This window comes from Streptacidiphilus alkalitolerans (assembly GCF_042511045.1).
GTDB classification, from domain to species: domain Bacteria; phylum Actinomycetota; class Actinomycetes; order Streptomycetales; family Streptomycetaceae; genus Streptacidiphilus; species Streptacidiphilus alkalitolerans.
In genome coordinates, this window is sequence record NZ_JBHEZX010000001.1 from 507,402 (window position 1) to 530,723 (window position 23,322).

Sequence of the window (23,322 nt, forward strand, 5' to 3'; positions counted from 1 at the left end):
TTCTTTCGCCGAACGGCTTCAAGGGCCGGGCCACAGTCAGACCGGTCTGTCTAGTAGCCCTGACAGTAGACAGATCTGTCTGGTACTGTCAAGTCATGGCTACCAGGACGACAGCGGAGCGACCCACCGCCCGCGAGCGGTTGCTGACCGCTGCCAATGAGCTCTTCTACGAGGAGGGCGTCCACACCGTCGGCATCGACCGGGTGATCGAGCGCGCCGGGGTCGCCAAAGCGACCCTCTACAGCGCCTACGGGAGCAAGGACGAGCTGATCCGGGCCTATCTGTCGGTCCGGCACGAGCTCCGCCGCCGCCGGCTGACCGAGGCTGTGGCCCGGCACGACACGCCTCGGGAGCAGTTGCTCGCCGTCTTCGACGCCCTGGGCGAGGCCTTCGCCGAGCCCGGCTACCGGGGCTGCGCCTTCGCCAACGCCAGCGCGGAGGCCCGTCCGGACAGCTCGATCACCGAGGTCAGCGACGATGTCCGGCGCTGGGTGCGGGAGCTGTTCACCGACCTCGGCACGGCTGCGGGCGCGGCCGACCCGGCCCAGCTGGCCCAGCAACTGGTGGTGCTCTACGACGGCGCGGGCCTCAAGGCCCGGATGGACCGCGACCCCGGGGCCGCCGCCACCGCCCGCGGCATCGCCGCGCTGCTGATCGACGCGGCCACGGCCGCCCACTGACGGCGGCGGTCCGGTCCGGCCGGATCAGACCCCGACCGCGCCGTCGATGCCCTCGCGCAGGAAGTCGGCGTGGCCGTTGTGGCGGGCGTACTCGTGGATCATGTGCAGCAGCACCATCCGCAAGGAGACGTCCTCCTCCCACCTCTCGCTCCAGGCGGTGACGTCCAGCGACTCCGCCGCGCGCTCGATCTCCCGCGACCGGGCCACCTCCGCCTGCCAGGCGTCGAACGCCTGCGCGCCGTCGGCCTCCCTGACGTCGTAGGCCACCTGGAAGTCGCCCGCGTCGGACCACACCAGCGGCACGTCCTCGGCGTCGAACACCCGGCGGAACCAGGCGCGTTCGACCTCGGCCATGTGCCGCACCAGGCCGAGCAGCGACAGCGTGGAGGGCGGCATCGACTGCCGGCGCAGGTCCTCGTCGGACAGCCCCTCGCACTTCACCGCCAGCGTGGCGCGGTGGAAGTCGAGGAATTCGCGCAGCATCCGGCGCTCTCCGGCGGTGGCGGACGGGCCGACCCGTTCGATGGTCATCCCGCCACCCTATGCCGCGCCGTCACCCCGGATCCAACGGTTTCGGATCAGCCGGTTGCGGATCAGCCGGGTCCGGGTCCACCCGGACCGCCAGCAGCGCCATGTCGTCCTGCGGCGCACCGCCGGCGAAGTCGAGTACCCGCTGCTCCACCGCCCGGACCAGCGCCTCCGCCGACATCCCGGCGGTCTCCGCCAGCACCGCCGCGAGCCCGCGCTCGTCGAAGAACCGCCCCTCCCGGTCCCGGGCCTCGGTGGCCCCGTCGGAGTAGAGCAGCAGCGCGTCCCCCGCCTGCAGGACGGTTTCCTCGACCGCGACCTCGGACAGTCCGGCGATGCCGATCGGGCAGCCGCCGCCCTTGAGGAAGGACACCTCGCCGTCGGCGCGGACCACGGCGGCGGGGAGGTGCCCCGCGCTGGCCACGCCGAGCCGGACCGCGCCGGGACCGCAGGTCGGCTCGAAGCGCAGGCGGGCGAAGACCGCAGTGGCGAAGCGGTCGGTGGTGTTCTGCAGCGCCATCACCTGGCCGACCTGTTCGAGCACCCGCTCCGGGCAGGGCTCCCAGACGCTGAGCGCCCGGGTGCCGTGCCGGACCACGGCGGTCACCGCGGCGGCCTCCTCCCCCTTGCCGCAGATGTCGCCGAGCAGCAGGCCCCAGCCGTCCCTGACCGGGAAGACGTCGTAGAAGTCCCCGCCCACGGCGGCGCCCCCGCGCGGCGGCAGGTAGCCGGCCGCCACCTGCACGCCGGGGACGGACGGCAGCGCGGCGGGCAGCAGGCTGGACTGCAGCAGCTGGGCCGCGTCGGCCTGCTGCCGACGCCGGCGCTCGGACCACAGGGCAAGGGCCAGCTGCCGGCCCAACTCCTGGACCAGGCCCAGCTCCTGGATGACGAAGTCGTCCGACCTGAGCATGATCAGCGAACCGATCGTCCGCCCGCCCGCGCAGAGCGGGACGCCGAGCACGGCTCCCGGCCGCAGCAGCGGCCGGCCGGTCCGGTGCACCCGGTCGGCGGCCGACGCGGCAGCGGTCAGCACCTGCCGCAGACCGCCCTCCCGTCCGGCGGTCGCGACCTCGTGCGGTGCCTCCTCCCCCGCTGCGCCGTCCACCGTCCCGTCCGCCAGGAAGGCCGAGACCCGGGCGCCGAACTCCTCGGCGAGCAGCCGCACCGCGCCGTCCAGCAGCGCCGCCTCGCCGCCCTGGCGCTCATCCACCAGCAGCGCGGTGATCCGGCAGACGGTGTCCAGCCGGCGCAGCGCCGCCCGGCCGGTCTCCGCGGCCCGGTCGGCGCGGACCTCGAGCACCCGCAGGCAGGCCCGCAACTGCCGCTCGGTGTCCTCCAGTTGGAACAGGGTGCGGTTCAGCTCGGCCCGCAGCCGGACCGGGTCCACCCGGCGTCGGCCCCGGTAGCCGGAGATCCGGGCGCTGACGGCGCGCAGTTCCCGGTCCAGCCCGGAGGCACGCCAGTAGTCACGGCCCGCTGTCGCGGTCAGGGGGTATCCCCGGGCCTTTTCGCCCGCAGCGCCTTCGCGCTCTGGCGTGGAGGTCACCTGTGGCACGCTAGCCCGGTCCTTGCCCCGACCGCCCGGTGCGCACGCGGACAGCACTCATTGAGAGGTATTTTCGGCGCACTCGCTCGCGGCCGGGGCCGACCCGACTACGGTGGACAGTTCAGCCCTGTCGCGTTCCCGCCGGGGCCCCGTCCCGCCGGTCACACCAGTGCCCCGGTCATCGCCACCACCACCGGGCCCAGCAGCGGCAGCACCACGTTGGAGAGCGCGTAGACGATGGTGTAGGCCATCAGCGGGGTGGTGTTCCCGGCGGCGGTCTGCACGGCGGTGATCGCCGGGGTGCTGCACTGCTGCCCGCAGACCGCGCCGAGGGCCAGCGGGGCCGGCAGCTTCATCACCTTCCAGGCCACGAACATCGAGATGCAGGCCGGGATCAGGGTGACCAGCAGCCCGGCGACCGCCAGCGAGACCCCGTACTGCTTGATCAGGGTGACCGCCTGCGGTCCTGAACTGAGGCCGACCGCGCAGATGAAGGTGGCCAGGCCGAGGTCCTTGACCACCTGGGCGGCGGCCGGGTGGTACTGCCCGTACTTCGGGTTCCTGGCCCGCAGCCAGCCGAAGACCAGGCCGGTCAGCAGGCAGCCGCCGCCGGTGCCCAGCGACAGCGGGACGCTGCCCAGATTGATGGTGATCTTGCCGATCAGCATGCCGAGGACGATGCCGATGGAGATGAAGACCAGGTCCGCCTTGACCCCGGGGTCGATCCGGAAGCCCACCTTGGGGACGAACGAGGCCAGGTCCCGCTTGGTGCCCGAGAGGTGGATGGTGTCGCCGTTGTTGACGACGGTGCCGGACCGGATCGGCAGCGCGTGGTCCATCCTGGTGATGCCGGTCAGGAACACGCCGTGGCGCTGCTCGACCGGGATCATCGTGCGCAGCTCGCCGATGGTCTTCCCGCTGCCCTCCTTGGCGGTGAGCACCACGTCGGCGGTGTCCAGGTCGAGGTCCATGCCGGTGGTGGGCGAGACCTCGGGTCCGATCCGCTTGTCGCCGGGCAGCACCGACTCGCGCCGTCCGACCAGCAGCAGGATGTCGCCCAGCACCAGCACCGTGTCGGGCGTCAGGTCGACCTCCTCACCGCCGCGGCGCAGCCGCTCGACGGTGACGTCCTCGCCCATCGACTGCTCGATCCGGCCGACCGTGCTGCCGTCCGCGTGGGTGACCATGTGCGCGCGGCCGACCAGCTCGGGCAGGGCGGGCGCGGAGCCCTCGTCGGTGGAGCCGCCGCCGAGTTTGGCCCAGAGCTTCTCGGCCTCCTCGCGGATGTCGATCCGCATCAGCGAGGGGAAGATCTGACTGGTCATCAGCACGATGGTGATCAGTCCGACGATGTAGGAGATCGAGTAGGCGGTGCCGACATTGGCCTGCAGCGTGGAGATCTCCTTGGCCGGCAGGTTCAGCTTACCGATCGCGTCGGTGGCCGTGCCGACCACCGCGGACTCGGTGGCCCCGCCGGCCATCAGCCCGGACGCGGTGCCCTGGTCCAGGTTCATGGTGACGGTCGCCACGGCGGTGACCGCGAGCACGGCCACCGCCTCGATCACGGTGAACACCGCGTAGCGCAGGCTGTTGCGGTTCAGGCTGGCGAAGAACGAGGGCCCGCTCATATAGCCGAGGGTGAAGATGAACAGCGCGAAGGCGATGTTCTTCACCTGGGAGTCCAGGGCCACCCCGATGGTGCCGACGAAGATCGCCACGATCAGCGTGCCGGCCACACCGCCGAGTGAGATCTTCCAGAGCTTCACCCGCCCGATGGCGAATCCGAGGGCCAGGCAGACGAACAGCTGGATCTCGGGGCTTTCCTTGAACAGGTGCTTGATCCACTCCATGGTTCGGAGTATCACCTGACTTTCCGGCGGTGCCCCTCTGCCGCGCTGCATGCTCCCCCGGATGGCGCAGGTGCCGGTCACCGGCCCGCGGGTCAGGACTCCAGCGCGGCCTTCACCGAGTCGGCCAGCGGCGTGGTGCCGCGGCCGATCAGCCGGCCCAGGTCACCGGGGGTGCCGGCCAGTTCGCCGCGGCCGATGCCGGCGTCCACGTCGACCAGCATCCTGGCGACCGGCTCCGGCAGCCCCGCGCCGAGCAGGATCCGCACATGCTGGTCGGCGGGCACGTCCTGGTAGACCACCGGCTTGCCGGACTGCGCGGCCATCTCGGCGGCGAGCTCGCTGAAGCTCCAGGCGGTGTCGCCGCTGAGCTCGTACACCGTGTTCTCGTGGCCCTCGGTGGTCAGCACGGCCGCCGCCGCCTCGGCGTAGTCACGGCGGGAGGCGGTGGAGACCCGGCCGTCGCCGCTGCTCCCGGTGACCGCGCCGTACTGCAGGAAGGTGTCCAGCTGCGCGGTGTAGTTCTCGGTGTACCAGCCGTGCCGGAGCAGGACGAACGGGACACCGGAGGCCCGCAGCACCGCCTCGGTGGCCTTGTGGTCGTCGGCCAGGCCGAAGGTGGCGTCGTCGGCGCCGAGCACACTGGTGTAGGCGATCAGGCCGACCCCGGCCGCCTTGGCGGCCTCGATCACGGCCCGGTGCTGGTCGACCCGGGCGCCCATGTCGGTGCCGGAGATCAGCAGCAGCCGGTCCACCCCGGCCAGCGCAGCCGCCCAGGTCTCGGGCTGCGCGTAGTCGGCCCGGCGGACCTCCACGCCCAGCGCGGCGATGTCGGCGGCCTTCTCGGGGCTGCGCACGGCCACCGCGACCTCGGACGCGGGGACCCTGCTGAGCAGGCTGTCGACGACGAGGCGGCCGAGCTGGCCGGTGGCGGCGGTGACGAGGATGGTCATGACGGGAGATTCCGATCGTTGACGGGACGGTGGGGTGCTGCGTCACCCACGTTAGGCTGGACACTTTCGTATCGGAAGTACCCACTTTGAAGTAAGCTCGTGTCATGCCAGTAAGTGCGCAGCTGCCTTTCACCGTCTTCAACAAGACCTGTCCCTCCCGGCTGGTCCTGGAGCACGTCACCAGCCGCTGGGGTGTGCTCGCCCTCGGCGCGCTGCTCGAACGCACCTACCGCTTCAGCGAGTTGCGGCGCCGGATCGACGGGGTGAGCGAGAAGATGCTCGCGCAGACCCTGCAGACCCTGGAGCGGGACGGCTTTGTGCTCCGGGTGGCCTACCCGGAGATCCCGCCGCGGGTCGAGTACAGTCTCACCGAGCAGGGCCGGGAGGCCGCGGAACTGGTCCTGGCCCTGGTCTGCTGGGTGGAGCAGCGGATGCCGCAGATCATCGAGTCCCAGCAGGACCGGGACGCCAAGCGACAGGCGGGGCAGGCGGCATGAGGACCGGAACGCTCGGACGCAGCGGCGTCTCCGTCACCGAACTGGGGCTGGGCACGGGCCCGCTCGGCAATCTGTTCACCGCGGTGACCGACGAGCAGGCCACGGCCTGCGTCGACACCGCCTGGGACAGCGGCGTGCGCTACTTCGACACCGCGCCGCACTACGGCATCGGCCTGGCCGAGCGCAGGCTCGGCGCCGCGCTGCGGCAGCGGCCGCGCGCGGAGTTCACCCTGTCCACCAAGGTCGGCCGACTGCTGGAACCGGTGGCCGAGGTCATCGGCGACGACCTGGCCAACGGCTTCGCGGTGCCGGCCACCCACCGCCGGGTCTGGGACTTCAGCGCCGACGGCGTGCGCCGCAGCATCGAGGACAGCCTCACCCGGCTCGGCCTGGAGCGGATCGACATCGCCTATCTGCACGACCCGGACGACCACGGGCCGCAGGCCCTGGCCGAGGCGTACCCGGCGCTGGAGAAGCTGCGCGCCGAGGGGGTGCTCGGCGCCATCGGGGCCGGGATGAACCAGTCCGCGCTGCTCACCCGCTTCGTCCGGGAGACCGACGTGGACGTGGTGCTGCTGGCCGGCCGCTACACCCTGCTGGACCAGGGCGGGCTGGCCGATCTGCTGCCCGAGGCGCAGCGGCGCGGCACCGGCGTGGTGATCGGCGGTGCCTTCAACTCGGGCCTGCTGGCCGACCCGCGGCCCGGCGCGACCTTCGAGTACTCCCCGGCCTCCGCCGAACTGCTGGACCGCGCGCTGCGGATCAAGGCGGTCTGCGAACGTCACGGTGTGCCGCTGCGGGCCGCCGCGCTGCGCTTCCCGCTGGACCACCCGGCCGTGCGCAGCGTCCTGGTCGGCGCCCGCTCGGCCGCGGAGGCCGCCGACGCGGCGGCGATGACCGCGCACCCGGTCCCGGCCGAGCTGTGGCAGGACCTGCGGGCCGAGGGGCTGTTGGGCTGAAAGTGTCCGGCTGAGAGGCGTACGGCGCGGCCCCCCGGGGGGCCGCGCCGTCAACTCACAGCGCGGCGGGCTGGGCGGCCGGGCCGGCGGGCACCGCGGCCGGTTCCCGGCGCGGGCCGAGCAGCCGCTCCGCCATCGGTCCGAAGACCAGGCCGATCGTCGCCCACAGCAGCAACTGCGCCGCCACCGAGTAGAACCGGAACGAGAACAGCGTGTCCGCCGGGAAGCCGGGGAAGACGATGGCGCCCTCGCTGTTCGTCAGCGGCAGCGGCGTCTCGGTCGCGTGGTGGCCGAACTGCTGCACATTGGACGACAGTTCGCCGAGCTGGGGCAGCAGGGCCATCACCACGCCGACGGCGACCGCGTAGCCGGCCAGGGCCAGCAGGGTGGCGTTCCAGTTGCCGAAGCGCGGCTGCAGCCGTTTGCCCAGCACCACCGCCCCGACCAGGAACAGCACCGAGCACAGCACCATCACCAGGTAGAGGTTCCCCCGGGTGTGGATGGTGTCGGGGTGGCCGATGGACGGCGGGTTGGCCGGGTACTTGACGAACGGCACGAAGTACATGCCGAGGAAGCCGCCGCCGGCCACCAGCAGGGCCAGGTTGCGGGGCTTCAGATTGCCGACCCGGCCCAGGCAGACCGCGTAGGCGACGGCGAACAGCGCGCCCATGGCGATGCCGAAGAACACCATGCCGACGCCGATGCCGATATTGGCCTGGACGGTGCGGCTGAAGATGTCGGGACCCGCGTCGGGAACCGCGACACCGGCCGCCTTGTCCAGGGCGTCCTGGGCCGCGTCACGGGCGTTCTCGTACCTGATGGCGGTGTTGATCACCGGCTCGGCGAAGATCCGCGCGAACAGGAACGCAAGCAGCCCGGCGACTGCGCCGGCGATGACGCCGCGCAGGATGAGTCTCTTTTCCATGTCCAGTTGTCCGTACTTCTGCTCGGCGGCGCGTCAGTGGCAGGGGAAGCCGAGGAAGTGGCGGGAGTCATGCACGAACTCATGGATGTGCATGTCGTTGCCGAACACGGAGTAGGCGCCCTGGTCGACGCCGATGAAGTAGTACACCGCGAGCGCGATCAGCGCGGTGCCGAACAGCCACAGGACTGCCTTGGACACCGGAAGCACAACGGGTGTCGGTATGGCGGTGGGGGGTGCGGACAGACTGCTCATGAGTCAGAGCCTCCTCTAGGGGATCGTGCGTCCCTCGGCGAATGGAGCGGAGTGGTGGATGACTGTCTGACTCGCAGGCACCGTTCATCTGGTTGTGTCCGGTGTCCCGCTCACAGTGGCGCGACCGTGCTGGATTTCCACCAGCTTCCTCAAGCCATCACTCAGGGTTGACATTACGGACCTGTACGCAGCCCGTCAATCACGCCGGACGACCCGCCAGCAGCGCGTGCAGCCGGTGGCCGACCTGCTCGGCGTCCGGCAGCGGCTCGCCGAAGGAGAGCCTGACGTCCTGGTGCGAGTGGCGGCGGGTCAGCCGCAGCACGATCCCGTAGCGGTCGAGTGTGAGCGGGCTCACGCCGAGGACCCCGCGCAGCAGTTGAGGGTCGATCAGGCCGAGCAGCGCGGCGACATGGTCCTGGTGGTCCTCGGCGAGGTGGATCAGCAGCGCGGACTCGACCGTCGCCAGCGGGTCGGCCTCCACCCGCAGCAGGTCGGCCGGGTCGACCAGGGTGCTCGCCCCCGCGGTGTCCAGGGTCACCTGGCGCACGTCCAGCAGCAGTTCGACCGGGCCGTCCTGGAGCCGGCGGCCCCGGCCCTGGGGCGCGAAGAGCCGGCCGGCGAGCCGGACCCGGCTGCGTACCCGGTCCCGGACCGCCAGGGGTGCCACGTCGGTCCAGTCCAGGACCACCGGCAGCCCGTCACCCTCCCGGGCGACCATCGCCGTCTCCCGGGCCAGCCTGCTGTCGGCGGGCACCCGCAGCAGCAGTCCCCACTCCCCCGGCGCCACCAGCACCAGGTCGGGGCCCAGGAGTTCGTGCCGTCCCCCGTTGGCGGCGGCGGTCAGCGAGGTGGCCCGTCGGATCACGCTGCGCACCACCTCGGCGTCCGAAGGCTCGTGCGTACGCGACTCTGCTGCTCGGCTCTCGGCGAGGTCCACTCGGCTCTCCATCCGTCTAGTTAGGCAAGCCTTACCTTATCCATTTCGCGCTCCTCGGCCAAGAGCACCCGCCCCCGACCCGATTCGAATGTTGCGGACTGCCTTACCGTGTGATCACCAGCCGGTCCCCGAGTGACGAAGGACGCCCGCGATGTCCCTGTTCGACCTGCCCCTCGACGAGCTCCGCAGCTACCGCAGCGCCTCGGTGGAGCCCGAGGACTTCGACCAGTTCTGGTCCAAGACCCTGGCCGAGGCCCGCACCCACGACCTCGACCCGCGCTTCGAGCGGGTCGAGGACACCGGCCTGGCCTCGGTGGAGGTGTACGACGTGACCTTCGCCGGATACGGCGGACACCCGGTCAAGGGCTGGTTCATACTCCCCGCCGGGACCTCCGAGCCGCTGCCGGTGGTGGTGCAGTTCATCGGCTACGGCGGCGGACGCGGCCTGCCGCACACCCATCTGCTGTGGGCCTCGGCCGGGTTCGCGCACTTCGTGATGGACACCAGGGGCCAGGGCAGCGGCTGGGGCGGCGGCGACACCCCCGACCCGGTCGGCAGCGGCCCGGCCTTCCCCGGCTTCATGACCCGGGGCATCGAGGACCCGGCCGACTACTACTACCGCCGGGTCTTCACCGACGGCGTGCGGGCCGTCGAGGCCGCGCGCTCGCACCCGCTGGTCGACGCCTCCCGCACCGCCGCCATCGGCATCAGCCAGGGCGGCGGGATCACCGTCGCCGTGGGCGGCCTGGTCCCCGACCTGGTCGCGATCGCCCCCGACGTGCCGTTCCTCTGCGACTTCCCGCGGGCCACCACGCTCACCGACAGCAACCCCTACCGGGAGATCGGCGACTACCTGAACACCTACCGCACCCGGGTCAAGCAGACCTACCGCACCCTCGCCTACTTCGACGGCGTCCACTTCGCCGCCAGGGGCCGGGCGCCGGCGCTGTTCTCCACCGCGCTGGAGGACCGCACCTGCCCGCCGTCCACCGTCTTCGCCGCCTTCAACGCCTACGGCCACCAGGACCGCGGCATCGAGGTCTACGACTTCAACGGCCATGAGGGCGGCGGCGACCAGCAGCAGGTCGCGCAGCTCCGCTGGCTGCCCCGGTACCTCACCGGCGCCGGGCGTTGACAGCCGCGGCTCCGCTGCGGGTGCTGCTGCTCGGCGGGACCGCCGAGGCCCGGCAGCTGGCCGGCGAACTGGCCGGGGAGCCGGGCCTGCTGGTGACCGTGGCGCTGGCCGGACGGGTGGCCGAGCCGCTGCGGCCCGCCGCCGCCGAGCTGCGGGTCGGCGGGTTCGACGGGGCGGAGGGGCTGGCGTCCTGGCTGCGGGAGCAGCGGATCGCGGCCCTGGTCGACGCCACCCACCCGTTCGCGGCCCGGATCAGCGCCAACGCGGCGCAGGCCGCGGCGGCGGCCGGGGTGCCGCTGCTGGCGCTGCGCCGGCCCGGCTGGACCCCCGTCGAGGGTGACCGCTGGCACCCGGCCGGATCGCTGGAGCAGGCCGCCGAACTGCTGCCGGGGCTGGGGTCGCGGGTGTTCCTGACCACGGGTCGGCTGGGCCTGGCCGCCTTCGCCGGACCGTCCGCGCCTTCGGCGCTGTCCGAGCTGTTCTTCCTGGTCCGATCGGTCGATCCGCCGAGGACGCCGCTGCCGCCCCGCAGCGCGCTGCTGCTCGACCGCGGCCCGTTCACCCTGGACGGGGAGCGGGCGCTGCTGCGCGAGCACCGGATCGACCTGCTGGTCACCAAGGACAGCGGGGGCGCGGCCGTCGCCCCCAAGCTCACCGCCGCCCGGGAGGCCGGACTGCCGGTGGTCCTGGTGCGGCGTCCGCCCGCCCCGGCCGGTGTGGAGACGGTCAACGACTGCGCCGGGGCGGTCAGTTGGCTGCGTGGACGCGTCTGAGCAGATAGGTGTCCATGATCCAGCCCTTGCGGGCCCGGGCCTCGGCGCGGACCCGCTGGATCGTCGGCGCGATCTCGGCGACCGGCCCGGAGAGCAGCAGCTCGTCCGGGGTGCCGACGTAGGCGCCCCAGTAGATGGTGAACGCCTCCGGCTCGGCCAGCCCGGCGAAGGCGTCGTGGGCGTCCAGCATCACCGCGACGTCGTCCGGGACGTCCGCGGCGGCCGTCGCGGCGAGCCGGCGCCCGGTGGTGACCGTCACCGGACGGCCGACCCGGTTCAACGGGATGCGGTGCGCCGCGGTCAGCGCGGACACGCAGCTGATCCCGGGGACCACGGAGTACTCGAAGTGCTGGTCGGCGCGGGCGAGGACCTCGTCGACGGCGGCGATGGTGCTGTCGTAGAGGGACGGGTCGCCCCAGACCAGCAGCGCGCCGGTGCCGCCGGCGGGCAGCTCGTCCCGGACGAACGCCTGGTACAGGTCCGCCCGGCGGGCACGCCAGTCGCTGACCGCCGCGGCGTAGGCGGCCGGGGCGGCGGCCCGGTCCCGGTCCGGGTCGGCGGCCTGCACCACCCGGTGCCCGGGACGGGCGTACCGCGCCAGCATGTCCTGGCGCAGGCGCACCAGATCGCTCTTCTCCTCGCCCTTGTCGAGGACCAGGAAGACGTCCGCCCGGCCGATCGCCTTGACCGCCTGAAGGGTGAGGTAGTCGGGATCGCCCGCCCCGATGCCGATGACAAGGAGTTTCTTCATACCCGCGAGTCTGCCGCACCCCCCTGGCTACATCGCGGGGACCCCGGCGACGACCGGGTAGACCACGAGCGTCGGGCAGCCGGGCATCTGCAGCGCGACCTTGGTGGAGGCCCTGGTCCCGGGCGGGGTGACCAGCAGCGCGGGATAGCTCGGGCAGCTGGTGGCATTGCCGCTGGGCACGTCCACGCCGCCGACCAGGGCCGAGGCGGTCCCGCCGGGCGCCAGGGTGACCATCGACTCCTTGGCGGTGCCGAGGTAGCCGGAGGTGACCCGCTTGGCCTGGACCACCTGCTTGTCCTTGGCGTCCAGACCGGCCAGGCCGGGGAAGCCGTAGAGGGTGCAGGCCGCGCCTGAGGTGTTCTTGAAGACCACCCGCGCACCGATGTGCCCGGCGGCGCCGCTGCTCTGCCCCGCGCTCACCGCGAGGTGGTCGCCGGTGCAGGCACTGGCCGCGGGCACCCGCGGGGCCACCGAGGAGCCGTCCGCCCCGCCGGTCGCCGCAGCGGTGCCGGTGCCGCCGGAGGCGGTGCCACCGGTGCTGCCGCTGCCACCGGTCGTGCCGGCGGAGCCGGACGGGCCGGGGGTGCTGGTCGTGGCGACCGTGCCGGCGGCGCCCGGGGTGGGCGCGGAGGAGGTGCCTCCGTTGCTGCTGCACGCCGTGAGGGCCAGTCCGAGCACGGCGGCGGTCAGGACAAGACGGGCGGGGGTGGGCATCATCGAAGATCTCATATCTCGTGGGACGTGGAGCCGCGACGAGCGGTTCTGACTGATTGTCACGGTTTAACCCCTGGCCGGTAACGCTCTTGATCAAACCCGCTGGGCATGTCTTCTCCGTACCCGGGCAGTGGAACGGAAGGACGGCACGGTACCGCCTGTCCAGCCCCTATGCTGGGCCATCCACTCGTCTGAGGAGTTCCTGTGCGCAGGTTGCAGGTCGTCGCGGTAAGCGCCGCCGTGGTGATGGCCGGTCTGGCCGGCTGCCACCCCGTCAACGGGACCTCCAGCGACGGGGCGGGGGACGCCGCGACAACCCGTGCGACGTCGACGGCCGGCGCGACGTCGGGCGGCTCCGGGGACGGCGGCGGCTCGGCAGCCGCCAAGGCCCTGGCGGGTCTGACGGTCCATCCGAAGGGCAGCATGACCGGCTACGACCGGCTGAAGTTCGGCGCCGCCTGGACCGACAACAACAACGACCCCGGCGGCCACAACCACTGCGACACCAGGGACGACATACTGGCCCGCGACCTGACCGGGGTCAGCTACAAGTCGGGCCACTGCACCGTCGCCACCGGCACCCTGCAGGACCCCTACACCGGCAAGACCATCCACTTCGTCCGCGGCCCCGACTCGACCAAGGTCCAGATCGACCACGTGGTCCCGCTCGGCGACGCCTGGGTCACCGGCGCCGCCCAACTCAGCGCCACCCAGCGGCTGGACCTGGCCGAGGACCCGCTGGAACTGATCGCCGCCGACGGCCCCGCCAACGAGGCCAAGGGCGACGGCGACGCCTCCGAGTGGCTCCCGGCGAACACGGCCTACCAGTGCAAGTACGTGGCCCGTCAGATCGCGGTCAAGGCCAAGTACAAGCTCTGGGTCACCGCGGCGGAGCGGTCCGCCATGCAGAAGGTCCTCACCACCTGCCCCGACCAGACCCTCCCCACCGAGTGACGTCCCGAGTGACCGTCCGTCAGGCCCGGTCGAGCAGCTTCGCCTCCTCGGCCGGGGACAACGCGTAGGAGAGCGGCGGCTCGCCGCGCTCGCGGTCCCAGGCCAGCACGTCGGCGACGGTGACCGCCAACGGGGTCGCGGGCAGGCCGGCCGCACGGGCCCGCGCGGCGCTCCGCTGCTGGGTCGGCCACAACGGCTCGGGACGGGTCAGTGGAAAGAACGCCGGCACCGCGTCGGCCGGCACCGGGACCACCTCGACCTCGGTACCCGCCGCCTGCGCGCAGACGGCGATCAACTCGGCCATGGTGGTCGGCTCGGCCGGACCGACAGCGTGGAAGGCGCCTGGCCTGTCGTCCTGCAGCAACCGCACCACAAAGCACGCCACGTCGCGTGAGTCCACCAGCTGGACCGGCTGCTCGGGGCGGCCCGGCAGCGCCACCCGGCCACCCCGCGCGGCCCGGCGGACCCAGTAGGTGAGCCCGTCCTGCACATCGTGCGGCCCGGCGACCTTTCCCAGCCGCACGATCGTCGCCCGCGAGCCGTAGCGGGCCGTCACATCGTCCTCGCAGGCCACCTTGCACGGCCCGTAGGTGTCCTCGTCCAGTTCCTCGGTATGGCGCACCGGCGGGCGCCGCGGTGTGTCCTCGTCCGAACCGGGGCCCACCCCGGACCGCTCGTACACCGCGTGGCTGGAGATGAACAGATACCGGCCGACCCGGTCGCCCAGCGCCGCCATCGCCTGCCCGACATGACGCGGGACATAACCGCTGACGTCCACGACGGCGTCCCAACTGCCGTCCTGCAGCGCCGCGTAGTCCCCGGTGTCCCGGTCACCGAGCAGCCGGGGCAGCCCCGGGAAAAGCTCGGTGCCGGTCCGGCCCCGACCGAACAGGGTCACCTCGGCCCCCTGCCGCAGCGCGTCGTCCACGATCGCCCGGCCCACGAACGAAGTACCGCCAAGTACGAGTAGTCGCATACCGCCCGACCCTAACCGGACGGCGCGGCCGCTCGGCCCCGAGCGCGTTGAGGGCTATTCGGCGGCTTTGACGTCGGCGCCGGCCTTGGCCCAGTTCTGGTGGAGGGTGTCCAGGTAGGTCTGGGCCTGCGGGCCCGGTTTCACGCCGCGGGCGAAGGCCCGCATGTTGCCTGCGCCGGTGTTGTAGCCCAGGGCCATCAGCTCGTCCCTGGTGTGTCCGCCGGACAGCTGGGAGGGCAGTTGCTTTCCCAGGTCGTGCAGGAAGTAGGCGGCGGCCTCGATGGCCAGGCCGGGGTCGTCCGGCAGTTCGTTCCAGTTCCGGTCGGCGAAGTCGCGGCCCTGCTTGGTTTCGTCGAAGGCGGCCTTGTGCATATTGGCGATGCCGAAGGCGGCGTCCGGCTTGATCCGCTGCCAGGAGCGCTGGAAGGAGGGGTCGTGCGGCTTGTAGGACTCGTTGTAGAGGATCGCCATCAGCAGCTGCGGGTCGATGCCCGCCTTCCTGGCGTAGGTGACCACCTGGGGCGCGAACAGCGCGGTGTCGTTCTGGTCCAGGCTCGCGGAGGCGCTCGGGCCGGGGGCCGGGGTACGGGTGCTCGGGGACGGCTCGGCGGAGGTCGAGGGCGCGGCCGTGGCCCCGGCCTCGCCGCCGGCGCCCGCACCGGCACTGCCGCTGCCGCCCTGGTGCTGGACGGTCCAGCCGATCACCAGGACCGCAGCGACCACCACGGCCCATCCCCATCGCCGCCGGCTCTGTGCTGCTGGCATCGTTCGCCTCCTGGTCAGGTCCTGCCAACGTATCAACCGCCGCAGCACCTCTGATCACTCCGACGCGACCTCACCCGCGCCGGTTCCGAATGCCGGGTAGCCTTCCTTGCGGGCCGAAGGGGGATTGTGCGATGAACGGTGACGATGACCTCGAAGGCGACCTCGACAGCGGCGACCTCGACGGCGGCGGCGGCGACGTCCTCGGCAGCGGGCCGCGGCCGGCCAGGAGCCGCCGCACCGTCCGTACGCTGTGGATCGTCGGGCTCGCCGTGGCGGCCCTCGTCATCGGACTGTCCGTCAACTCCCGCTACGGTAACGGGAACCACCGAGCCGAGGCAGCTCCCGGTCCCACCGCCACGAGCAGTTCGCCCGAGCCGCCGCCGATCCGGATCGACGCCGACCGCGCGCCCGCCGTCACCGCGTGGTACGCGGGCGGCGGCAAGCAGGCGGTGTCGGTGCTCAGCGTGGACTCCGACCGGATCGCCGTCGACCACATCCGGCAGGACTTCAACGCCCTCGGCAGCGACTGCAGTCAGCTGAGCCGCGACGTGGCCGCCGCGCAGGCGTACCTGCCGCTGCCGGACGCCGGGGCGCAGGACTCCTGGGCCGCCGCGCTCGGGCACCTCGAACTGGGCGCGGACGGCTGTGTGGACGGGGTGACCCACTCGCTCTCGAGCCAACTCTCGGCCGCGAGCAGCGAGATGTACACCGGGACGATGACCCTGCTGTCACTGCAGTCACAGCTCGACAAGATCAACAGAGCCGCGGTCGCCCATTAATTCGGCTTCCTCGCCGATCAGTTGATGTTACCGTCTCGATCAGATTCGAGAGGGAGAGGAGCAGAGCGTGGCCAAGCTCAACCAGATCATCGCGGTGGAGAAGGGCGTCAAGACCAAGTCCTTCGCCGACCTCACCGCGGCTCACCACGACGTCCAGAAGACCGCGCTGCTGTCCGGACTCAGCCGGACCTACCAGCCGAAGGACGAGGAGGGCGAGATGCTGCCGCCCGAGTCGACCCGGGTGCAGGTCAAGGCCGAGGACGCGATCGCCGCCACCGCGGCGACCCTCACCCGGCTGTTCGACGTCACCGCGACCAAGGACTGGGCCAACTGCACGGCCAAGGCCGATGTCACCGTGGACGGCCGCACGCTGGTGCAGGGCGCGCCGGTGAGCTACCTCCTCTTCCTGGAGAAACAGCTCGTCGACCTGCACACCTTCGTGAAGAAGCTGCCGGTGCTCGACCCGTCCGAGACCTGGACCAAGGACGAGTCGACGGACTCGTGGCGGACCGACCCGGTGCGGACCCACCGCACCAAGAAGGTCTACCGCAACCACGTCAAGGCCGAGGCCACCAAGGAGCACCCGGCCCAGGTCGACGTGTACACCGAGGACGTCACCATCGGCTACTGGACCCTGGTGAAGTTCTCCGGCGCGCTGCCGGCCCGGCGGGTCAACGACCTGCTGGAGCGGGTGGAGAAGCTGCAGCAGGCGGTGAAGTTCGCCCGCGAGGAGGCGAACGGCACGGAGGTCGTCGACCAGCGGGTCGGTGGCGCGGTGTTCGCCTACCTCTTCGAGTAGGTCAACCCTCTTCGAGTAGGACAACCACAGACTCCCCGCCTTCGGGCGGGGTGCGCGAGGAGCGCAAGCTGAAGCTGACGCTGAGACTGACGACGCGGTCAAGTGGAGGTTCGAATCCTCCCCCGGGCACCACAGGCCCGGGTAGCCCAAGCGGAAGAGGCAACCGTGATCACATTCAGACTCTCGCTCCAGACTCAGCATCGCCGCCGATCGCCAGATCGAACGACGTCGGGCCCCCGTCGCAGGCTGCCGGTTCGAATCCGGCCCCGAGCTCTCCGTGCTCGGGTGCGCTCAATGGCAGAGCGATGCGAACTAAGAACTGACCCGACGTCTTAAACGTGCTGGCGTGCACACCAGGTGGCACCTTTCAGAGGCCCCGGAAGCGGGATAGCGCTCCGGGGTCTCGCCACGTCCGGACCCGCCACGTCCGGACCCGCCACGTCCTGGCCTAGTGGGCGGAGCCTTCGAGGAAGCGCACCGCCCAGGCGTAGCCGCCGAGGCTGTCCGAGGCGACCTTGCGCACCTCGACCACCTCGCAGCCGTCGTGCCCGTACTTGCCCGCGAAGCGCGCCAGGCGCTGGGCGTCGTCGAGGTCCTCCATGGACAGCGGCGCGCCGACGACCAGGTCCTCGTGCACGGTGGTTCCGGTGCTGCCGCCATCAGAACAGAGTCGGCATTCGTGTGTGCTGGGAAGGGCCATACGCCCAGTGTGCTCCCTCGATCGGGCGGGGAACGGAAAGGGTTGGCGGGGAGCAGCCGCGCGCTGGCATGCTGACCAGGTGGAGAGACCGGAGATCTCAATAGAATTCGCCCCCGAACTGCACGTCTTCGTCGCCGGAGCCCGCCGCACCGGGCGCTCGCCGCTGCTCACCGACGGCACCTCGACGCTCGGCCATGTGGTGGAGTCCCTCGGGATCCCGCTCACCGAGGTCGGCACGCTGGTGGTGGACGGCAGCCCGGTGCGCCCCGCGCACATCCCGGTCGACGGCGAGGTGGTCACCGTCGACGCGGTGGCGAGACCCCAGGAACTGCCGGGCCCGACCCGCTTCCTGCTGGACGTCCACCTCGGCACGCTCGCCCGCCGGCTGCGGCTGCTCGGCGTCGACGCCGCCTACGAGAGCGTCGACATCGGCGACGCCGCGCTCTCCACCCGCTCCGCCGCCGAGCAGCGGGTGATGCTGACCCGCGACCGCGGGCTGCTGCGGCGGCGCGAGCTCTGGGCCGGCGCGTACATCTACAGCCACCGCCCGCCGGAGCAGCTCAAGGACGTCCTCGCCCGCTTCGCGCCGCCGCTGCGGCCGTGGACCCGCTGCACCGCCTGCAACGGCGACCTCCGTCCGGCCGACAAGGCGACCCTGCACGAGCAGCTGCACGACGGCACCGAGCGCAGCTACGACGTCTTCGCCCAGTGCACCAGCTGCGCCCAGGTCTACTGGCGCGGCGCCCACCACGCCCGGCTCGAATCCATCGTGGAGGAGGCCCTGCAGCTCACCGCCGCCGCTGCCGCCCGGAGCTGAGCCGCGGCACGGGCGGTGACGGCGGGTCAGGACACCTGGGCGGCGGCTGCCGCCGCGGCGACGGCGGTGGCCAGGGCGGTGAGCGCCGGGGAGTCGAGCTTCCACTGCTGCCAGTACAGCGGGACGTCGACCGGGCGGTCGGCGGCGAGGTCGACCAGCGCGCCGGAGCGCCGGTGCGCCGCGGCCTGGGCCTCGGGGACCATGCCCCAGCCGAGGCCGGCCAGCACCGCTTGGACGTAGGCCTCGGAGGCCGGGACGTAGTGGCGGACGGTGGGGGCCGGCCGGTCCGGGGCGAGCCCGCGCAGAAACCCGTCCTGCAGGTCGTCCTTGCGGTCGAAGACGACCACCGGGACGTCGCTGAGCAGCTGCCGCAGCGGACCGTGCGACAGGTGGCGGGCGACGAAGCCGGGCGCGGCCATGGCGTGGTAGCGCATCTGTCCCAGTTTCCGCACGGTGCAGCCCTGCACCGGGTCCGGCGAGGAGGTGACAGCGGCCATGACCAGGCCCTGCCGCAGCAGCCGGGTGGTGTGGTCCTGGTCCTCGCGGTGCAGGTCGAAGCAGATCGGCAGTTCCGCGGCAGCCGCGCTGAGCGCGGGTAGGAACCAGGTCGCCAGGGAGTCGGCGTTCACCGCGATCGACAGCCGGGTCGGCCGGTCCGTCCCGGTCAGGCCGAGCTCGGCGCCGGCGTCGCGCTCCAGCCGGGCGAGCTGGCGCGCGAACCGGACCACCACCTCGCCGGAGTCGGTCAGCTCGACCGGCTTGGTCCGCAGCAGCAGGACGCGTCCGGTCCGCTGCTCCAGCGCCTTGATCCGCTGGCTGACGGCGGACGGCGTCACATGCAGGGCCCGCGCCGCCGCGTCGAAGGTCCCCTCGTCCACGGCGGCGAGCAGGGTGCGGACCTGGTCCAGCGGGAGGTCTGTCATCACATTCGCTAATGATACTGAAGAAGGATTAGCTGGTCTGATGGAAGGATCGCTGCCTAACCTCACCCCATGCCTGGAACCCTCCTCGCGGCAGCCGCCGGACTCGGCACCGGCCTGTCGCTGATCGTGGCCATCGGTGCCCAGAACGCCTTTGTGCTGCGGCAGGGCATCCGGCGCGAGCACGTGCCCGCGGTCGTGGCGATCTGCGCCCTGTCCGACGCCGTCCTGATCGCCGCCGGCGTCAGCGGGATCGGCGCCGTGGTGCGGGCCTGGCCGGAGGCGGTCACCGTGGTCACCTGGATCGGCGGCGCCTTCCTGGTCTGCTACGGCCTGCTCGCGGCCCGGCGGGCGCTGCGGCCGGCCGGCCTGGCCCCCGGCGGCGGCAGGGGCGGGGGCGCCGGGCGTTCGCTGCGCGCGAGCGTGCTCACCTGCCTGGCGCTGACCTGGCTGAACCCGCATGTGTACCTGGACACCGTGCTGCTGCTGGGATCGGTGGCGAACAGCTACGGCACGGAGCGCTGGGCCTTCGGTGTCGGCGCGGCCACCGGCAGCGTGCTGTGGTTCGCCGGGCTGGGCTTCGGCGGACGGCTGCTCGGCGGCCTCTTCGCCCGGCCCGGCGCCTGGCGGGTGCTGGACATCGTGATCGCCTGCACCATGACCGCCCTCGGCGTCCTGATGATCGCAAGAGGCTAGATCGCGCAAACTCGTACGTCCACGACACGGATCCGCATCATGCCCTTAACACGAGCCGGGCAGGATAGTGATCACAGCAGGCAGCCAAGCTTGGTGGCGGTGAGGATCCGGAGCGGCTCCCGGATCCCACTGCCGCCGACTGGACGCGGTGGACGGGTTCAACCCCGTCCGGCCGCGCCCGCCCGCTCTCCGCGTTCCCGGGTGGGGGACACAGCGGAGTCAGGAGGGTCGGTCCGTCAAGGACCGGCCCTCCTGGTGTTTTCTCACCCGCCGAGGCCGTCGCGGCGGCGGGTGAGGAAGGCGCGTTCGGCGGTGTTGCCGGTCACGGCGATCGCCGCCTCGTAGGCGAGGACCGCCTCGGCGTCGCGGCCCAGCCGGCGCAGCAGGTCGGCCCGGACGGCGTGGAACACGTGGTAGCCGTCCAGGTCGAGGGCGTCCACCAGGGCGAGGGCGGGCTCCGGCCCCTCGGTCTCGGCCACCGCGACCGCCCGGTTCAGCGCGACGACCGGGCTGGGGGCCAGCGCCAGCAACTGGTCGTAGAGCTGCCGGATCTGCCGCCAGTCCGTGCCGGCCGGGTCCGCCGCGTCGCTGTGCACGGCGTTGATCGCCGCCTGGATCTGGTACGGGCCCGGCTGGTTGCGCCGCAGGCAGCGCCGGACGATGGCCTGGCCCTCGGTGATCAGCGGCCGGTCCCAGCGGTTCCGGTCCTGGTCGGCGAGCAGCACCAGCGTCCCGTCCGGGGCGAAGCGGGCGGCCTGGCGGGACCGGGCCAGCAGCATCAGCGCCAGCAGCCCCCAGGCCTCCGGCTCGTCCGGCATCAGCTCGACCAGCAGCCGGCCGAGCCGGACCGCCTCGGCGGCCAGGTCCTCGCGGACCGGACGGTCGCCCGAACTCGCCGCGTAGCCCTCGTTGAAGACCAGGTACACCACGGCCAGGACGGACCTGAGCCGGTCCGGCAGATCGGCCTCGTACGGGATCCGGTAGGGGATCCGGGCGTCGCGGATCTTGCCCTTGGCCCGGACCAGCCGCTGGGCCATCGTCGCCTCCGGCACCAGGAAGGCGCGGGCGATCTCCGCGGTGCTGAGCCCGCCGAGCAGCCGGAGGGTCAGCGCGACCTGGGCGCCGGTGCCGAGCGCGGGGTGGCAGCAGGTGAAGACCAGGCGCAGCCGGTCGTCGCGCACGGGGCCCTCCTCCTCGGTCGGCCCGCCGCCGGGGTGCGGCGGGCCCTGGTGCGGCTGGTCCTGGTGCAGCAGGTCGGGACGGAGCAGCAGGGCCTCCCGGACGGCGGTGGCCTGACGGTCCGTCCGGGACGCCTCGCGGCGGAGCCGGTCGATCGCCCGGTTGCGGGCGGTGGTGATGATCCACCCGGCCGGGCTCGGCGGAGGCCCGGCCGACGGCCAGTGCCGCAGCGCGGCGGTGAAGGCGTCCTGCACCGCCTCCTCGGCCAGGTCGATGTCGCCGAAGGCACGCACCAGGACGGCCACCGCGCGGCCGTACTCCTCCCGGAACACCCGCTCGACCTCGGCGACCCGCGCGGCCTCCGCCGGGCCCGGCTCCGCTGCCATCCCTAGTCCTCCACCTCGCCGTGGAACGGCCGTACCTCGATCGGCAGGGTGGTCGCCCGGGCGGCCTTGCGGCCCCACTCGAGCGCCGCGTCCAGGTCGGGCGCCTTGACGATGCACAGCCCGCCGAGGAACTCCTTGCCCTCCGCGTACGGGCCGTCGGTCATCAGCACGTCCCCGTCCTTCACCCGGAGCACGGTGGCCGAGCCCTGGTCGTGCAGCCCCCCGGCGAACACCCAGGCCCCGCCCTCCCGCAGCTCCCGGTGGAAGGTCTCCAGCTCCCGTCCGATCTGCTCCAGGACCTCCGGCGCGGGAACGGGCCCGCCGGGCTGCATCACGCTGAGCAGGTACTGCTTCATGGTGCTCCTCCTTGACGATTCGGTCTCTCACCCTCCATACGAACGGCACCCGCCCATATCGACACCTCCGACACCCCGGATTCTCTGTTACCGCAGTGTTAGGGGCTGCCAGCAACAGTGAAGCCTCACCACTCACGCCGCACGATGGGAACCGTTCATGAGGTTGCTGTGGTCGCGGGCGCTGTTGGCGACGATCTGCGCCGGGGTGCTGCCGGTGCTGTTCCTCTGGTGGCAGAACACCATCCCGGGCTCGTTGGACAACGCGGCGGCCTGCCTGACCGCGGCCGGGCGGATCACCGGGCTGCTGGCGGCGTACCTGCTGCTGGTGCTGGTCGCGCTGATGGCCCGGGTGCCGTGGCTGGAGAACCGGGTCGGCTCGGACGTGACCGCGCGCTACCACCGGGCCCTGGGCGAGTACACCGTCGTGCTGGCCTGCGCGCACGCGGCGCTGATCATCGCCGGCTACGCCTGGCAGACCGGGACGAACCCGGTCGCGGAGACCGTGGACGTCGTCGTCGACTACACCGACGTGTGGCTGTCCGCGGTCGCGCTCGGCCTGCTGCTGCTGGTCGGCACGGTGTCCGCGCGCGCGGTGCGCCGGCGGTTGTCCTACGAGTCCTGGTACCACGTCCACCTGCTGGTCTACCTGGCGATCGGGCTGGCCTTCTCGCACGAGTTCGCGGTCGGCACGGACTTCTCCACCTCGCCGCGCAACCGGCTGCTGTGGTCCGGCGCGCATGCCGTGGTGGCGGCGGCGCTGCTGCTGTTCCGGGTCGCGGTCCCGCTGCGGCGCTCGCTGCGGCACGGTGTGCGGATCACCGAGGTGGTGGCCGAGGGGCCGGGCGTGGTGTCGCTCTACCTGGCCGGGCGGGACCTGGACCTGCTGGGGGCCGAGGCCGGCCAGTTCCTGCGCTGGCGGTTCCTGGCCCCGGGCCACTGGTGGCAGTCCCACCCCTACTCGCTCTCCGAGGCGCCGGGACCGGACCGGCTCCGGATCACGGTCAAGGACCTCGGCGACTCCAGTTCCTCGCTGGCCCGGTTGCCTCCCGGCACCCGGGTCTGGTTCGAGGGCCCGTACGGCGCCTTCACCGCGCGTCGGCGCGGCAGGCACGGCAGCGGCACCAGGCCGGTGCTGCTGATCGCCGGCGGCGCCGGGATCACCCCGATCCGGGCCCTGTACGAGACGCTGCCAGGCCGGGGCGCCGACCTGGTCCTGCTCTACCGCGGCTCGCGCCACGAGGACCTGGTCCTCTACCCGGAGCTGGCGGCGATAGCGGCGCACCGGGGCCTCGGCCTGTACCCGCTGGTGGGACCGCGGCGCAGCCCCGGACAGGACCCGCTGCGGGCCGAGAACCTGCGCCGCATCGTCCCCGACCTGGCCCAGCGCGAGGTCTACCTGTGCGGACCGGCCGGGATGGCCCGGAGCGCCCGCCAGGAACTGCACCGCGCCGGAGTACCCCGGCGGCGGATCCACACCGAAGCGTTCGAGTTCTAG

The 23,322-nt window shown here is 72.3% G+C and carries 26 protein-coding genes; 11 read left to right on the forward strand and 15 right to left on the reverse strand.

Annotation, left to right across the window (positions count from 1 at the left end):
• The first annotated feature begins 95 nt into the window (after positions 1–95).
• Positions 96–680, forward strand: a complete 585-nt coding sequence (locus ACEZDG_RS02290; protein ID WP_380501623.1) for a TetR/AcrR family transcriptional regulator — start codon at positions 96–98, stop codon at positions 678–680.
• A gap of 24 nt (positions 681–704) precedes the next feature.
• Here ACEZDG_RS02290 and ACEZDG_RS02295 read toward each other — a convergent pair whose 3' ends face one another.
• The 4 genes from ACEZDG_RS02295 to ACEZDG_RS02310 all read right to left on the reverse strand — a co-directional run bounded on the left by ACEZDG_RS02295 (position 705) and on the right by ACEZDG_RS02310 (position 5,557).
• Positions 705–1,211, reverse strand: a complete 507-nt coding sequence (locus ACEZDG_RS02295) for a DinB family protein (protein ID WP_380501625.1) — start codon at positions 1,209–1,211, stop codon at positions 705–707.
• Between the two features lie 22 nt (positions 1,212–1,233).
• A complete protein-coding gene (locus ACEZDG_RS02300; RefSeq protein ID WP_380501627.1) occupies positions 1,234–2,757 on the reverse strand; it encodes a PP2C family protein-serine/threonine phosphatase in 1,524 nt (507 codons plus the stop codon).
• A 161-nt stretch (positions 2,758–2,918) separates the two neighbouring features.
• Positions 2,919–4,607: an aspartate-alanine antiporter gene (aspT, locus tag ACEZDG_RS02305; protein WP_380501629.1), complete on the reverse strand. Its 1,689-nt coding sequence runs from the start codon at positions 4,605–4,607 to the stop codon at positions 2,919–2,921.
• 92 nt (positions 4,608–4,699) lie between these two features.
• Entirely contained in the window at positions 4,700–5,557 is an 858-nt protein-coding gene (locus ACEZDG_RS02310) for an SDR family oxidoreductase (protein WP_380501631.1), read from the reverse strand.
• Between the two features lie 104 nt (positions 5,558–5,661).
• Here ACEZDG_RS02310 and ACEZDG_RS02315 point away from each other — a divergent pair, with 104 nt between their 5' ends.
• Positions 5,662–6,054 carry a winged helix-turn-helix transcriptional regulator gene (locus tag ACEZDG_RS02315; RefSeq protein WP_380501633.1) on the forward strand — a complete coding sequence of 131 codons (393 nt, stop codon included), beginning with the start codon at positions 5,662–5,664 and terminating at the stop codon, positions 6,052–6,054.
• Positions 6,051–7,013 carry an aldo/keto reductase gene (locus ACEZDG_RS02320; protein WP_380501635.1) on the forward strand — a complete coding sequence of 321 codons (963 nt, stop codon included), beginning with the start codon at positions 6,051–6,053 and terminating at the stop codon, positions 7,011–7,013. The genes ACEZDG_RS02315 and ACEZDG_RS02320 overlap by 4 nt, the downstream gene beginning before the upstream one ends.
• Positions 7,014–7,068: 55 nt before the next feature.
• On the opposite strand, the gene ACEZDG_RS02325 is transcribed toward ACEZDG_RS02320, so the two are convergent.
• From ACEZDG_RS02325 to ACEZDG_RS02335, 3 genes are all read right to left on the reverse strand, one after another.
• Positions 7,069–7,938 carry a CbtA family protein gene (locus ACEZDG_RS02325; protein WP_380501637.1) on the reverse strand — a complete coding sequence of 290 codons (870 nt, stop codon included), beginning with the start codon at positions 7,936–7,938 and terminating at the stop codon, positions 7,069–7,071.
• Positions 7,939–7,971: 33 nt separating this feature from the next.
• Positions 7,972–8,190, reverse strand: coding sequence for a CbtB domain-containing protein (locus ACEZDG_RS02330; RefSeq protein WP_380501639.1), 219 nt, complete (start codon positions 8,188–8,190; stop codon positions 7,972–7,974).
• Positions 8,191–8,389: 199 nt separating this feature from the next.
• Positions 8,390–9,127 (reverse strand): DUF2470 domain-containing protein, encoded by a 738-nt coding sequence (locus ACEZDG_RS02335; RefSeq protein WP_380501641.1) that lies wholly within the window; start codon positions 9,125–9,127, stop codon positions 8,390–8,392.
• Between the two features lie 151 nt (positions 9,128–9,278).
• Here ACEZDG_RS02335 and ACEZDG_RS02340 point away from each other — a divergent pair, with 151 nt between their 5' ends.
• Complete coding sequence (locus tag ACEZDG_RS02340) at positions 9,279–10,262, forward strand: acetylxylan esterase (protein WP_380501643.1); 984 nt, start codon at positions 9,279–9,281, stop codon at positions 10,260–10,262.
• Between the two features lie 14 nt (positions 10,263–10,276).
• On the forward strand, positions 10,277–11,035 hold the full coding sequence (locus tag ACEZDG_RS02345; protein WP_380502230.1) for a cobalt-precorrin-6A reductase: 759 nt from the start codon (positions 10,277–10,279) through the stop codon (positions 11,033–11,035).
• On the opposite strand, the gene cobF is transcribed toward ACEZDG_RS02345, so the two are convergent.
• Positions 11,010–11,786 carry a precorrin-6A synthase (deacetylating) gene (gene cobF / locus ACEZDG_RS02350; protein WP_380501645.1) on the reverse strand — a complete coding sequence of 259 codons (777 nt, stop codon included), beginning with the start codon at positions 11,784–11,786 and terminating at the stop codon, positions 11,010–11,012. The two genes, ACEZDG_RS02345 and cobF, sit on opposite strands and share 26 nt — an antisense overlap.
• 27 nt (positions 11,787–11,813) lie before the next feature.
• Positions 11,814–12,503 carry a DUF4232 domain-containing protein gene (locus ACEZDG_RS02355; protein WP_380501647.1) on the reverse strand — a complete coding sequence of 230 codons (690 nt, stop codon included), beginning with the start codon at positions 12,501–12,503 and terminating at the stop codon, positions 11,814–11,816.
• Positions 12,504–12,704: 201 nt separating this feature from the next.
• Between ACEZDG_RS02355 and ACEZDG_RS02360 the strand changes: the two genes are divergently transcribed.
• The gene (locus ACEZDG_RS02360; RefSeq protein WP_380501649.1) at positions 12,705–13,454 is read left to right on the forward strand and encodes an HNH endonuclease family protein; all 750 of its coding nucleotides are present in this window, start codon (positions 12,705–12,707) and stop codon (positions 13,452–13,454) included.
• 19 nt (positions 13,455–13,473) lie between these two features.
• Here the strand turns inward: ACEZDG_RS02360 and ACEZDG_RS02365 are convergent, their stop codons facing one another.
• Both ACEZDG_RS02365 and ACEZDG_RS02370 read right to left on the reverse strand, forming a co-directional pair.
• Positions 13,474–14,430 carry an NAD-dependent epimerase/dehydratase family protein gene (locus ACEZDG_RS02365; protein WP_380501651.1) on the reverse strand — a complete coding sequence of 319 codons (957 nt, stop codon included), beginning with the start codon at positions 14,428–14,430 and terminating at the stop codon, positions 13,474–13,476.
• Between the two features lie 54 nt (positions 14,431–14,484).
• Positions 14,485–15,195, reverse strand: a complete 711-nt coding sequence (locus tag ACEZDG_RS02370) for a transglycosylase SLT domain-containing protein (RefSeq protein WP_380501653.1) — start codon at positions 15,193–15,195, stop codon at positions 14,485–14,487.
• 131 nt (positions 15,196–15,326) lie between these two features.
• Between ACEZDG_RS02370 and ACEZDG_RS02375 the strand changes: the two genes are divergently transcribed.
• On the forward strand, positions 15,327–15,974 hold the full coding sequence (locus ACEZDG_RS02375) for a hypothetical protein (RefSeq protein ID WP_380501655.1): 648 nt from the start codon (positions 15,327–15,329) through the stop codon (positions 15,972–15,974).
• A 67-nt stretch (positions 15,975–16,041) separates the two neighbouring features.
• On the forward strand, positions 16,042–16,773 hold the full coding sequence (locus ACEZDG_RS02380; RefSeq protein ID WP_380501657.1) for a DUF7873 family protein: 732 nt from the start codon (positions 16,042–16,044) through the stop codon (positions 16,771–16,773).
• 448 nt (positions 16,774–17,221) lie between these two features.
• Here the strand turns inward: ACEZDG_RS02380 and ACEZDG_RS02385 are convergent, their stop codons facing one another.
• The gene (locus ACEZDG_RS02385) at positions 17,222–17,473 is read right to left on the reverse strand and encodes a hypothetical protein (RefSeq protein WP_380501659.1); all 252 of its coding nucleotides are present in this window, start codon (positions 17,471–17,473) and stop codon (positions 17,222–17,224) included.
• Positions 17,474–17,552: 79 nt separating this feature from the next.
• On the opposite strand from ACEZDG_RS02385, the gene ACEZDG_RS02390 reads away from it, so the two are divergent.
• Positions 17,553–18,290, forward strand: a complete 738-nt coding sequence (locus ACEZDG_RS02390; protein WP_380501661.1) for a Mut7-C RNAse domain-containing protein — start codon at positions 17,553–17,555, stop codon at positions 18,288–18,290.
• Between the two features lie 26 nt (positions 18,291–18,316).
• Here ACEZDG_RS02390 and ACEZDG_RS02395 read toward each other — a convergent pair whose 3' ends face one another.
• A complete protein-coding gene (locus ACEZDG_RS02395) occupies positions 18,317–19,216 on the reverse strand; it encodes a LysR family transcriptional regulator ArgP (protein WP_380501663.1) in 900 nt (299 codons plus the stop codon).
• A gap of 66 nt (positions 19,217–19,282) precedes the next feature.
• Here ACEZDG_RS02395 and ACEZDG_RS02400 point away from each other — a divergent pair, with 66 nt between their 5' ends.
• On the forward strand, positions 19,283–19,906 hold the full coding sequence (locus ACEZDG_RS02400) for a LysE/ArgO family amino acid transporter (RefSeq protein WP_380501665.1): 624 nt from the start codon (positions 19,283–19,285) through the stop codon (positions 19,904–19,906).
• A 263-nt stretch (positions 19,907–20,169) separates the two neighbouring features.
• Here the strand turns inward: ACEZDG_RS02400 and ACEZDG_RS02405 are convergent, their stop codons facing one another.
• The gene (locus ACEZDG_RS02405; protein ID WP_380501667.1) at positions 20,170–21,471 is read right to left on the reverse strand and encodes an RNA polymerase sigma factor; all 1,302 of its coding nucleotides are present in this window, start codon (positions 21,469–21,471) and stop codon (positions 20,170–20,172) included.
• A 2-nt stretch (positions 21,472–21,473) separates the two neighbouring features.
• On the reverse strand, positions 21,474–21,827 hold the full coding sequence (locus ACEZDG_RS02410) for a YciI family protein (protein WP_380501669.1): 354 nt from the start codon (positions 21,825–21,827) through the stop codon (positions 21,474–21,476).
• A gap of 157 nt (positions 21,828–21,984) precedes the next feature.
• On the opposite strand from ACEZDG_RS02410, the gene ACEZDG_RS02415 reads away from it, so the two are divergent.
• Positions 21,985–23,322, forward strand: coding sequence for a ferredoxin reductase family protein (locus ACEZDG_RS02415; protein ID WP_380501671.1), 1,338 nt, complete (start codon positions 21,985–21,987; stop codon positions 23,320–23,322).